This is a genomic window from Xanthomonas arboricola pv. guizotiae (assembly GCF_002940205.1).
GTDB classification, from domain to species: Bacteria; Pseudomonadota; Gammaproteobacteria; order Xanthomonadales; family Xanthomonadaceae; genus Xanthomonas; species Xanthomonas arboricola_C.
Map to the genome: position 1 here is coordinate 1 of NZ_MDSK01000061.1, position 11,535 is coordinate 11,535.

9 protein-coding genes and 1 pseudogene are annotated in these 11,535 nt (G+C 55.2%); 9 read left to right on the forward strand and 1 reads right to left on the reverse strand.

The genetic code is table 11. The features are described 5' to 3' along the window. Positions 1–89: 89 nt before the first annotated feature. The 8 genes and pseudogenes from XarbCFBP7408_RS21085 to XarbCFBP7408_RS21125 all read left to right on the forward strand — a co-directional run. Positions 90–1,013, forward strand: a pseudogene (locus XarbCFBP7408_RS21085) (MASE1 domain-containing protein); the annotation flags it as partial. Positions 1,014–2,034: 1,021 nt separating this feature from the next. After that, the gene (locus XarbCFBP7408_RS21095) at positions 2,035–2,682 is read left to right on the forward strand and encodes a hypothetical protein (protein ID WP_033836538.1); all 648 of its coding nucleotides are present in this window, start codon (positions 2,035–2,037) and stop codon (positions 2,680–2,682) included. A gap of 31 nt (positions 2,683–2,713) precedes the next feature. Next, positions 2,714–3,856, forward strand: a complete 1,143-nt coding sequence (locus XarbCFBP7408_RS21100) for a type IV secretion system protein (RefSeq protein ID WP_104564597.1) — start codon at positions 2,714–2,716, stop codon at positions 3,854–3,856. Further along, entirely contained in the window at positions 3,825–4,412 is a 588-nt protein-coding gene (locus XarbCFBP7408_RS21105) for a DUF4189 domain-containing protein (protein ID WP_237357013.1), read from the forward strand. The genes XarbCFBP7408_RS21100 and XarbCFBP7408_RS21105 overlap by 32 nt, the downstream gene beginning before the upstream one ends. A gap of 158 nt (positions 4,413–4,570) precedes the next feature. Next, positions 4,571–5,101 carry a hypothetical protein gene (locus XarbCFBP7408_RS21110; protein ID WP_104564598.1) on the forward strand — a complete coding sequence of 177 codons (531 nt, stop codon included), beginning with the start codon at positions 4,571–4,573 and terminating at the stop codon, positions 5,099–5,101. After that, entirely contained in the window at positions 5,098–5,757 is a 660-nt protein-coding gene (locus XarbCFBP7408_RS21115; RefSeq protein WP_104564599.1) for a hypothetical protein, read from the forward strand. Before XarbCFBP7408_RS21110 ends, XarbCFBP7408_RS21115 begins: the two co-directional genes overlap by 4 nt. Beyond that, on the forward strand, positions 5,754–7,127 hold the full coding sequence (locus XarbCFBP7408_RS21120; protein ID WP_104564600.1) for a DUF6792 domain-containing protein: 1,374 nt from the start codon (positions 5,754–5,756) through the stop codon (positions 7,125–7,127). Before XarbCFBP7408_RS21115 ends, XarbCFBP7408_RS21120 begins: the two co-directional genes overlap by 4 nt. 232 nt (positions 7,128–7,359) lie before the next feature. Further along, on the forward strand, positions 7,360–7,857 hold the full coding sequence (locus XarbCFBP7408_RS21125; RefSeq protein WP_258072276.1) for a DUF4189 domain-containing protein: 498 nt from the start codon (positions 7,360–7,362) through the stop codon (positions 7,855–7,857). Between the two features lie 108 nt (positions 7,858–7,965). Here XarbCFBP7408_RS21125 and mobH read toward each other — a convergent pair whose 3' ends face one another. After that, positions 7,966–9,888: a MobH family relaxase gene (mobH, locus tag XarbCFBP7408_RS21130; protein ID WP_104564602.1), complete on the reverse strand. Its 1,923-nt coding sequence runs from the start codon at positions 9,886–9,888 to the stop codon at positions 7,966–7,968. A 450-nt stretch (positions 9,889–10,338) separates the two neighbouring features. On the opposite strand from mobH, the gene XarbCFBP7408_RS21135 reads away from it, so the two are divergent. After that, positions 10,339–11,295 (forward strand): GGDEF domain-containing protein, encoded by a 957-nt coding sequence (locus XarbCFBP7408_RS21135; RefSeq protein ID WP_258072277.1) that lies wholly within the window; start codon positions 10,339–10,341, stop codon positions 11,293–11,295. Positions 11,296–11,535: the final 240 nt, after the last annotated feature.

Consider the following 11,535-nt stretch of genomic DNA (forward strand, 5'->3'; position numbering starts at 1 on the left):
CCAAAGCGCACTAGGGATCTCGTTGCGACGTGTCATGCCGGCAATGTTGTCGCCGACTCAACAGAATTCAAGGGTTTTGTTAGCCGCTCTTAATGTCGTTGCTGATCGTTCCTGCCGTTCTACTCACCTGGCTGCATGGCTGGCGGGGCGCGGCCATCGGCGTTGTGCTGGCGAATACCGCTCTGGCATTTTCACTGCGAAATACGGGTGTGCTGGGGGCCTATGACTCAATAGGCTTTGTTGTGCAGGTGATGCTCGCAACAACGGCTACGGGACTATTCGTGCTGGGCGCGCGTATCTCCAGCACCCTTGCCGAAGTGCGCCTGCGTCTGCGAGGCGAGCAACAGGCATTGGATACGGCAAAACTGAGCTACCTATGGGCTGAGCGGGAATTGCGCGAGCACGTGATCGAGTACGTCGACATCGAGGTACAGATGAACCGACTACGCCGCGACATCGAAAGTCATCTCAAGTCACGCGGACAACATGAAGCCGCCATGCGGATGATTCGTACGGGCTCTATCCAATCGAAGATGCTGCACGAGTACATCAATGCTTTGTACCCCCTGGAGATCGAGACGCATGGGCTCTATCACGTTTTCCGTTCGCCAGGCTTCGCCAGTTCCAGTCACACAGAAATCCACCCAGTCATGCTTCGCGGCAATCCCATGCAATTGTCTGTTGGGCTGCAGCTTGCCGTCTACAGATGCACCCAGCAGGCGATTGCCTGTCTGCCTCCAGCAAGGCGTCATACCATCAAGGCCAGAGTCGGAAAACTGCGCGGGCTCCAGGGCATCGCTGTATGTATTTACGGGGATAAGCCAGAGAGCAAGCCTGCCAGTCGGACCGCTCTTGAGAACACAGCAGAGTTGTCCAGCAGGGTGCGCTCGTATGGTGGCACCTGCCGGCGCCACCATACGTGCAAGATCAGCTTCTTTGTTTCCGAAACAACAGGGACACGATCAATTTTTAGGTACGATGAGCCAGCTGTTACCACGCGGGAGTGTCTGTAGCAGCACCGTCATACCGTCTCCTTCATATACGACTGTACCGCTCGGGCGTGAACCCGCCGCCAGGATCGTGGTGCGGTCTGCATCGATACCAACCGGCATGACCCAACGGGTACCGTCGATCCATCCGATTGCGGTTCGGACATCGCCACTAGGGCCATTGACTTGCAGATAGCGGATTCCGTCTCGCTCGAACGTATACACGTGAAAGGTGCTGACAGCCGAGAGATCAGTAGCAGAGGGACGACTGGCCCCCAGCCCTGTTGTCGCAGCAGCAGGGCTATGACCGACATCCGGACAGCATGCCGCCGCACTGTATGACAGTGCCAGTCCTAGCAGTCCCACAGCCACTTTTGCCGTACGTTGGAAGTTACGCATCACATGTCCTTTCCCCTCGAAGAGGGAGTGCTCGCCTGCGGTCCAGGCAGCTGCGACGGTACGCGATCCAGAGCTTTCCTCGGTTGACAAATATCGTGCGGACTCAACCGGGCACGCCATTGCAGAGGGTGGGGAATTGCCGTTTCCGGATGTCAGATTTTTCCTACCCAGGCAACCTTGTCCCTTGAGGTGGCGGCCGCTAGACGATGAGAGGACGGTCTGGAGGGGGAGCAGGTAGTGGCAATCTGCCTTGACCTATGCCAGAGTTCGACCCAACCTGCCTCAATAGCACATAAGGATAATGGCCCTAGCAGGCGCTCATCTCCGCACCCCCGGCGGCGTCTTTCTCGTCGCTGTGCCTGTGTCTGAACAAAAATTCTCTCGCTTCATGATTGCGTTACGCGCTTGACTCCCCACCACCTGCCTGGGCTGCCTATCGCCTTCCGGGCTGCGCCCTCTATATCCCTCGTTTTGCTATCCCCGCCATCCATCTGCACCAACAAGACCGACGAGTCCCGCCATGAATGACCGCTCACGCCGCTCACGCCTTTCATTTTCACGTCTCGCCGCAGGCTTGTTGCTTGCGGCCGGTCTTAGTGTTGGGCCCGCGAATGCAGTGGGAGTGATTGTCAATGACCCAACGTCGATGGCGAAGGCATTACAGGAGTACGCAGAGCAGGCTAAGCGATGGACCGAGACCCTCAAGCAGTATCAGCAGCAGCTGGATCACTATCAGCAGCAGCTCATCAAGCTTCAGCGGTTGAACCTAGGGACGTCCACCATGGCTGACAACTTTGCCGAACGTCCAGAAGACTATGGCCTGGAAGACGACTGTCCGGGTGCCCCAAAGACAGGCCTCTCAGGGGTGCTGCAGCAATTCAAGTCTCTCGCCCCCAACATGAAAGGAAATATGGTGGAGGAGCAAATGAAGGTCTGCACACGCATGGTGCTGGCAAAAAATGCCAAGTACAACGAGTCGGTACGCATGCTCAAGCGCCTTATAGAACGCAACAACCAGTTTAAAGCGATTGAGGCGCAGCGCGACCGAGGTGGCACCAGCCAAGGAGCGCTTGCTGCCAACGACAACGAAGTTCAGCGTTTCGTAGCACAAAACGCCATGGACCTGGACTACTGGCAGGCCCAGATGACGGCGTATGACAGCTACATCGTCGGGCTCAAGGAAGATCAGTCGCGAATGGCCAGAAAAGCTCTGGATGGCGACCAAAACAGCTGGCTCAAACCGCTGGGACAGCTCGTGCAGGCCGCAACGCTGAAAGCCGCGTTATCCAATTGATCGCTACACCACGACAGACAGGCAGAAGGTAATGGACGCAATTCTCCACGGAGCGATGAACTGGTTGCAGCCTTTGGCGGATATCGGCCTCGGTGAGTTCGTTTTCTTCAAACTGGTCAACGACTACTTCAGCAACGAGATTCAAGAGTTCGGCTTGGAGTTGATGAGCCGCGCTATGAGGTGGGTCAGTACGATCGCTTTGACAGTGACCACTCTGTGGGTACTGATTCTGGGCTATCGCATCGCAACCGGGCAGTCGCGTGAAAGTGCAATGGCGACCATGATCAAGGCTGGCAAGGTCGCGATCATCATCAGTCTTGCTTCAGCTGTCGGGGTTAACGGGGCGATGCTGCACCAGACCATGACCCAAAACCTGGACAAAGAGATCCATGGTCTTTTTACGGGTGATGAAGACAGCACCGCCTCCGATGCGATTGACCAAAATCTTGCCTACACGCAGGTGGCGCTGACCGCGCTGGATGCGGTGCGCGTCGACCCAACCGATCCGGAGGCGATAGAGAAGAAAGGCCGCGCTGTATTGATGGCGGGCTTCGGCACCGCCAGTCCGCCTATGGCAGCTGGAGCGATGCTGCTGTTGTTCAAGTTCACTATGGCGTTCCTGATCGGGATCGGGCCAATCTTCATCTTGGCACTGATCTTCGACCAGACCAAAGACCTGTTCAAGAAGTGGCTGTTCTACGTGATCGGCACGCTGTTCTCGATGGCAATGCTGTCGGTGGTCACGGCGATGGTGCTCAAATTCACAGCAAAAGTAGCTGCGGCCTACTGGGCTGCCCAACTCATAACATTGGGCAATGCTGAAGGACTGTCTAGCCAAGCCCTACAACAGGGCGGTATCGGACTGGTCATGACCTTGTTGATCATAAGCGTTCCAACGTTGGCGGCTGCAATTTGGCAGGGTAATATGGGAATGTTCATGGCATATTCAGCATTTGATCGTGGCGGCGCAGCAAGTCCTGGACCACAGGGGCAACCGGCCGGGTCCTATATGCCGCAGCAACCGCATAGAGCTTCCAATGAGGAGTCAGTTGGTAGAGGTCAGTCCACAGGTCAAGTGACGAACCGTACTGTTGGCTCATTGGGTGGATCTGAATCTACTCCAATACCAGGTTCTCGGGGTAATGCTGGAAGAAATGAAAGCGGCAGTGCCTAAAATTGCCGGGATTAGGTTTTGCAGAAGGCGTGCATATATGAGTGCTAAAAGATTTACGCTGTTTTTTCTTATGATCGTCGGGCTTCCGGCAATGGCCGAGCAAGGCTGCCCGCCTGGGCAGTATCCCATTGGTGGACAGGGAGTGGCAGCATGTGCCCCGATTCCACAAGATAATTCCGTCCAAGAGCAACCTCGGCCGCTTGGGAAATGGATTAAAACCTGGGGGGGCGTCGCACTTGATGAATCCGGTGCGGGTGCAGTAGGAGTCGCAAGTGGAGAACGCTCTAAACGAGAAGCGCAAAAAGCTGCTTTATCTAGTTGCCTTGGAGCAGGAGGCAAAGATTGCCGCGACTGGGTGACTTACTTTAATCAATGCGCAGCTGTAGCAGAACCTTATAAGGATGGAAAATCTTCTGATGGAAAATTACAATTTTCCACAGGTGCGGCACTTGAAAAAGTTACAGCCAAGGCAGAAAAAGACTGTACCTCTGTAAATAATAGTTCGTGCAGAGTTATTTATTCCAACTGCTCGGATCCAATCTTTGAAAAGTTCTGATACATGCCTGAATGCACTGCCAGGTTCATCATCAAGCGAAGCTTAGATACGCAAGAGCCGCGTGGCCAATAAGACTTCCAACTGGCATCCCTCAAAGTTCATCCCGTGCCCCTGATCACGTTCGCCGTTAGTTAAGTAGAGCTCGTAGGAGCGATGTAATGGATAGCGTGCTTCCCTCCCCAAATGCACATTGGTACCGGTCACCCAAGGGCGTTCGGCGCATGTTGACTATCCTGCTGATGTCAACCTTACTGACCGCAAGCTTGGTTGTTCTGGCCTATCGAACTTCGTTCATGGTCCTGCTGGACCTTGCACAGTATGCGGCCACCATCTGTGCTGTATTGCACTTCGCTGTAGTGTCGATGCTGCTGAGTCTCATTGCAGGTGCTCTGAAAGTTTGGAGAAAGCTGCAAGCAAACGGGAAAAATACCTGTGAATTGAAACAGCTGCGTCGGGGCATCGTTAGTGCAACTGCAATGACGGGTTTGATGTTTCTGCTAGCAGTGGGAGCGGCGTGCGTCCCGGCAGTGATGAAGATAATCAGGGAAATCCCAGAGTTCGGTATGGTATTCGCTCTTATGATCATTGCCTTGCTAATACATGGCATCAACATCAACCGCACCTGTCGACGACTGACCGACTCAGTCACGGCGGCGCAGCGTGCTGCACAACGCACGATGGCGGCATGAACGGGTATTTGAGGATCAAGGTTGTCGGCTGGTTTTTTCTAGTGCTCTTAGCAGGATGCAACCCCATGAATACTGGCTCTGAAAGACACGACACCGACGCGACCACCACCGACGGCGATCCGGTCTACCGCAAGAACCCGCATCCAACAGAGGCGTACCGGATCACGATGACCATCGAGGATGCGCCGGGGCCGTTTGAGTGGATTTCAGGAACTGCGTTCTATGAAATGACCAACCACAAGCAATGCACGCCAATCGAGCCTATTGCAGGTGTCTGGAGCAAATCTAAAGAAGATGGAATACCCATCCATTTTAAGAAAATCAACGAATCTACATATGTAGCGACGATCTACGCAGATGGAATGATGGATTCGGACTACTACGGCAAGGGCGTCTGCCGATGGGAGTTAACTAGCGCAGATGTTTCGTTAAGAGCTACTGGCAAGCATGAAGAAACACGATTTCAGCCAGGAATTTATAAAGATAAATTGCTTAGTGGCGAGCCGGAGGTGACATATTTCTGGTCTGGCGGATATCCAAAAGATGAAATGGATAACTATCCCGACTCTGGCCATTCGGACCCCACTCAGTTCAAAGAAAGTTTGCGCAACCAGTTGTTCAAAGTGACCCTGCTTTCCACCAAGGAAACGCCATGACTCTGACTGCGCAACAATATGCTGCTTTGGCGAGCGATGTTTATGACGAGCCACGCGAAACCGGTGAGAATAGTCGAACGGTAGATATCGGCGGCGCTCCATACAAGCGGCTCGAATACGTTGATAGGCCTTCTGGCTATCAGGGCATGATCTACAGGAGGGTCGACACAGGCGAAATTATTGTCGCCCATCGCGGCACCGAGTTTGAGCGGCAACTCCAGCAGGATGGTGTGTCCGCAGATGGCGGCATGGTTGCAGCACGTCACAACAACCAGTCAGACGATGCAATTGAATTGACCCGCCATGCAATGGAGACAGCTGAGCGACTAGGCAAGCGTGACGGGCACAAACCCGACGTCTTTGTCACCGGCCATTCCCTGGGTGGCAACCTGGCCCAGGTCACCGCCCACCACTACGGGCTCAGGGGCGAGACCTTCAACGCCTACGGCTCGGTCAGCCTGGATCGGCGGATCCAAGAGGGCGGCACCGACGTGATCAACCACGTGATGGCTGGCGATGCCGTTAGCGCTGCCAGCAAGCACTATGGCCAGGTCAAGGTGTATGCCACACCAAATGAGATTGCCACCCTGGAAAAGGCTGGTTACGCCAATACAGCAAGTGTGCTGGATGCGCGCAACCCGTTTGTGGCCATCCCACTGGGCGATTCGCACCGCATCCACAATTTCCTGCCAGTGGACGGCAACGGCAATCCAGATCGCTCGGTGTTGGAAGACCATAAAGCGCAGCAGTTGGCGCAAGAGTACTTACCGATGGTGGACAAGTACCGCGACGACGTAGCGTCGATGCGCCTTGGTGCCACGCTCGGTACACGCAGCATGCAGGCAATGACCCTGGCCGATGGTATCGATCAGTTGCGCGGCACGCTCGCACCCGGCGCAGGGCGCGCGGACATGGCAGCGGCACGCTGGGAGGATGTACAGCAGCGCATGCAGAGCGAGCATGCGCCGACATATGTCCCGCCAGGCTGGAAGATACCTTTGGGCCCATCTGGCGGCGAAGTGGGTGCTCCGGCAGCACCGCGTGGTCGGTTCGGTGAGCCTGTATCCGCATCGGTTCCCAACGATCCGCTTTATCAGGCCATCCATAGCAAGCTCCCCGCTGGCACCTCCCCGGCCGAGGCCATGCATGCCACTGTCGAGGCCAAACGCGTGGGTATCCTGCGTGTCGATCAGTTGCAAAGCGTGACCTCGCATCAGGATGCGGTTTGGATCGTCGGCCAGACACCGGGCTTCCGGGTCAAGGTGGATCTGTCCGAGACCGTGCCTCCATTGCAGGAAAGCATCCGCCAATCACAGGCTCTAGACGCGCAACGCGCCCAGCCGGACATGCCGCCGGCGCGGGTGCTGTAAAAAATAGTTCATAGACCACTATCACGTCAGACCTTATGAAATAGGCTGGCCGCGTATTGCCGTAATCGGCTTCAAGCTCATGAGCCATGGCATAAGTTGGTAACCACGATCACGTTATCAGTAACCATATTACGGATCTGGACGAGACCGAGGTCTGTGTGTTAAAGAAACCGATGTACTTCAGATGAATTAATTATATTTAGGTCATGCATCTATGAGGCTTTGTGTTCTTTTGGTTTTTCCAATTTTATATCTTCCTATAACTGCTTGGGCTCAAGGCTGTCCGCCAGGGCAGTATCAAATTGGTGGGCAGGGAGCTATCGCATGTGCGCCTATTCCCCAAGGAAGCTCTCAAGAGACTGCACCAGCACCTCGGCCGCTGGGGAAATGGATTAAAACCTGGGGAGCAGTTGCACTCGATGGAGAGGGTACCGTAGGAGTTGACTACGGGAAACTTTCTAAGCGTGAAGCGCAGAAAGGCGCCATCGCTAGTTGTGTAAAAGCGGGTGGAAAGGAGTGCCGTGATTGGGCTACCTATCACAATCAATGCGCAGCTGTTGCAGAACCTTACAAGGATGGAAAATCTGTTGGTGGGAAGCTGCAGTTCGTAGGAAACGCGGAACTCGAAGAAGCTAAAGCTGACGCAGAAAAGAAGTGCACCGCCGCTAACAACAACTCATGCCGGGTAATTTACTCCAATTGTACCGAGCAGATTTTTGAAAAATTTTGAAATCCATTGGGTGGATCCGACATCCGGTTTGACGTTCATAGCCGTGGCTCGGAGATAGTCGTGAACGCTACTGGCTCACACTCAAGCACACCAATGAGGGGTACACCTTCAGTCATCAAGCGAAGTGGATGCGTCCGTATGGATCGGCGGTTGTGAGTTTCCTTCCCGGAGCGTCAGGTATGGGTTGTTTGGCGGAAGCTCCCCGAATACACCTTGCCAACGCTCAAGCAGGTAGCCGTGGAGCCGGCGCGATTTGCGAGGTCCGGTTACTTCGCACGTCCAGATGTTCAGGCCATTGGCTTGCTTACGATGTAGGTACAATTTCTCAAATCTCTTTTGCGCCCACTGCCAATCTGCCATCTCTTCACGCTTGGCATAGTCAGCGATTTGAGGATGTTCTTGCGCATAGCGCTGAAAAACACCTGGGCTTACCAGATAGACGGCATCCGCCACGATATGCACTAGCGCCTTAGCGTCGTTGATGACGAGTCGGCGCGATGCAATCGCCTGCTGCAGCCATGTCACGAAATGATCGGCTGACATTTGAGTTGAGGTGCCATTCGACTCGGCCCTAGATGGTTGAGTACTGGCCGGCATTGGATTTTTTTTCGCTGGGACGGACTCGCTCACCTGGTGTGGCTTTCCGGTAGCTTCAGGCGTTGGCTGAGACGATGAATTTCCTTGGTCATCGGCCTTCGGTGGATCTGGTGCCCCAATCATTGCCAGCAGTTCATCCATCATATCCGGCGCGTTTCTCGCTACGGGTTGTTTGCTCAAGGAAGGCTTCGATTCCAACGGTGGATTGGCTCGATCATCGGCGGTGTCCTGCATGGCCGAGTCAAGCAAGTCCGGCGCACTCTGGCCGGTTGCATCGGCACCTTGGCCTGCTTCAACAAGCACCGTCCCCGCGTAGGCGACCGGCCTCTCACCAGCCTCCCAGATCAGAGCGGGCGAGAGCCGCAGTAACGTGAAGGCATGTGACCAGCCGCTTGAGCTGGTCACCGTTGCACGCCAGATCGCTTTGCCGTCCGGTGCGGGCTGGAGCATGCTGTGCTCTTGAAGAATGTTGAACACAGCCGAGTTGCTCGCTGGGATGCCGTCTATGCCTTGCGATAACAGGTGGGCACGCAACTTGTCCGAAACAGTCTTGCTCACCAGCCATAGCGCATCCTCCGTGAGCCAGCCATCTGATGCCTCTGGCTGGTTCAGTTTCAACTGCTCTTTTAGCAGGTAGCGCAGCCCCTCAAGCAGCTTGCGTTGCAGTGCGTGCTTTGGTGCGGCCATCACCTTCGCCGGATCTCCACCAAGCTCCTGCGCAACCGAGGCGCGATCGGCCTGGACCACCAATTCGCCAAGCATGTCACCGTGCTCATATTGGCCGGACAGCACGTAAAGCAACTGGGACCATAGGGCTGGATAGCCGCTGAGCCAGTCAAGCGCGGCGCTATCAAGTATCCGGGTGTAGAGCAATCCAGTCGCAGCCCCATGCAAGCGATATTCGCGCCCCTCGCGATGGCGAAAACGATACGGCTGGTTCAGTGGTCCATGCCAGGGGTGCCAGATCCTCCCCCCCTGCAGCTCTACATGCAGATCGACAGCGATCTTGCCGATGTCGTGTAGCAGTGCGGCATACGCAACAGCTGCAGTCCAAGCCTCCGCTTGCGCCGCTTGGTCCTCAGGCGAAGCTCCTGCGGGGAGCAGGTGCGACTGTCGCAACTTCAACGCGAACGCGACGATTTCAAGGCCATGATCCAGCATGCCTCCCAGGTACGCGTGGTGATGGCTTTCAGACGCTGGGAATTGCTGCACAAGATCCGCATAGCGCTCAAGCGGGACTCGATAGAGCGAGTGGAACTGCTTGCGGGATAGAGAGGTACGCTGCCAGATATGTTCCAGAAGCTTCTGGCGTCGAGGTGTGGCCAGCAGCTCCGCTGCCGGCTTGGGCTGCAGCAGCCCTTTTCCAAGCGCACTCTCGGTCACTGCCGCAACAGGTGGCAGGACGGCGGCCTTTCGTTGAAACAATCTGAGCATGCCTACTCCCAGTGATGATGCAGGGCAGGGATGGCCTTTTTCCTTTTCCAGGTAGCCCCATTTCCCTTGGGCACCATTCCCTTAGCACCACCCTTCTACCCTTCTGCCTTTGGGTTACACCATTTCCGCCAATCACTAGCGAGCATCAATCGGATGTGGGCGCTCCCCTTTTGCGCCTTTACCCGGCCTATCGGCTCAAGCACGCTGGCCGCAACCAGACCTCCTATGACTGAAAGCAGCTAAAGCCATGGCGTCATAAACGCTGCCGAGGCCTGGTCAGCACTGTTTCAATGAGTTAAAAATAACCCATAACGGATAGGCACGGATCAATGCATTGGACTGCAGCGGGCGGATTGTCACGGGCGATACCACGATGCAGATTTGCCACACATCGAGGCCTGGAGCATCAGCAGCAATGCCTCGACGCGCTTGAAGGAAAGGAGCAAGGACATGATGGTTCAACATGAGGACGAACTACGCACCCCACTAAAGGCGAGCACCCTGCTGCGAGTGCTGAGCGCTCTTCCGTTCGGCATCGCGTGGGCCAGCTTTCCTGATGGAAAAATTCAGTACTGCAATGCGGAGTTCGTTCGTCTATTCGGCCACGACGCCAGCCAATTCCGTACATTCGATCAATTCGTGGACAGCCTCTATCTTCATGAACGGCAGCGCGAGATGGTACGCAAGCGCTGGCTAGACATCGAACTGCATCGCTCGGCACATCCTGTTGCGACCGGTGATATGGAGATTGATGTCGTGACCAGCGGAGGGTCAATCCGCACGGTGTTGCACTCGGGTTTGATACTTCACGACGAGAAGCTGGCGGTAGCGATCTTCAAAGACTTTTCTGGTGTGCAGTCCAATCGGCGGCAGCTTTTGGAGCTGATCAATCGAGACGATCTGACTGGTGTTTCCAATCGGCGTGGCCTTCGCCAACGTTGGCATGCGGAGGTCTCCGAAGATCCGCAGCGTCGTCTTGCATTCCTCATGCTGGATCTTGATGACTTCAAACCCATCAATGATTCCTATGGGCACGCGGTAGGGGACACCGTGCTTCAAATCATCGCAGAGCGACTGAAAGGGGCTGTGCGAGAGACAGACTTGGTATGCCGCCTAGGTGGCGATGAGTTCGGTATCTTGCTTGTTGCACCAAGTGACCTGTCTCATATCGAAATGGTCTGCAGCCGCATACTGGAGTCGGTGAATACGCCGCTTCTGGTGGACAACCTAAAACTTAGCGTCGGCGTCAGCATTGGCGCCTGCCTCTATCCAGATCAAGCTACTGATAAGCACGAGCTGCTGCGGCGCGCGGACCGGGCCCTGTATCAAATCAAAAGGACCGGGGGAAAAGGTTCCTGGCGCTGGTTCCAAGGAGAGCATCCAGTCGAAGGCCTGGCTATTTCTTGAGATAAATGCAGTCGTCATACGTAGCGGTTAACGCAGTATCTACGCACAAGTTCTGAGTCAAATTTTGAGAGCAACTGGCGAACCAAAGGCCAAGGGGGCCGACATGAACCTTCCGAATGACAGCAGCTTAATTTCCGTGCCCGCAAGTAAGAGCGGCTAACAAAACCCTTGAATTCTGTTGAGTCGGCGACAACATTGCCGGCATGACACGTCGCAACGAGATCCCTAGTGCGCTTTGGA

What these genes read in the sequence shown, in the direction of transcription:
- XarbCFBP7408_RS21110 (WP_104564598.1), top strand. Translation starts at nt 4,571, where the DNA reads ATGGATAGCGTGCTTCCCTCCCCAAATGCACATTGGTACCGGTCACCC.
- XarbCFBP7408_RS21115 (WP_104564599.1), top strand. Translation starts at nt 5,098, where the DNA reads ATGAACGGGTATTTGAGGATCAAGGTTGTCGGCTGGTTTTTTCTAGTG.
- XarbCFBP7408_RS21100 (WP_104564597.1), top strand. Translation starts at nt 2,714, where the DNA reads ATGGACGCAATTCTCCACGGAGCGATGAACTGGTTGCAGCCTTTGGCG.
- XarbCFBP7408_RS21135 (WP_258072277.1), top strand. Translation starts at nt 10,339, where the DNA reads ATGATGGTTCAACATGAGGACGAACTACGCACCCCACTAAAGGCGAGC.
- XarbCFBP7408_RS21095 (WP_033836538.1), top strand. Translation starts at nt 2,035, where the DNA reads ATGGCGAAGGCATTACAGGAGTACGCAGAGCAGGCTAAGCGATGGACC.
- mobH (WP_104564602.1), bottom strand. Translation starts at nt 9,888, where the DNA reads ATGCTCAGATTGTTTCAACGAAAGGCCGCCGTCCTGCCACCTGTTGCG.
- XarbCFBP7408_RS21120 (WP_104564600.1), top strand. Translation starts at nt 5,754, where the DNA reads ATGACTCTGACTGCGCAACAATATGCTGCTTTGGCGAGCGATGTTTAT.
- XarbCFBP7408_RS21105 (WP_237357013.1), top strand. Translation starts at nt 3,825, where the DNA reads ATGCTGGAAGAAATGAAAGCGGCAGTGCCTAAAATTGCCGGGATTAGG.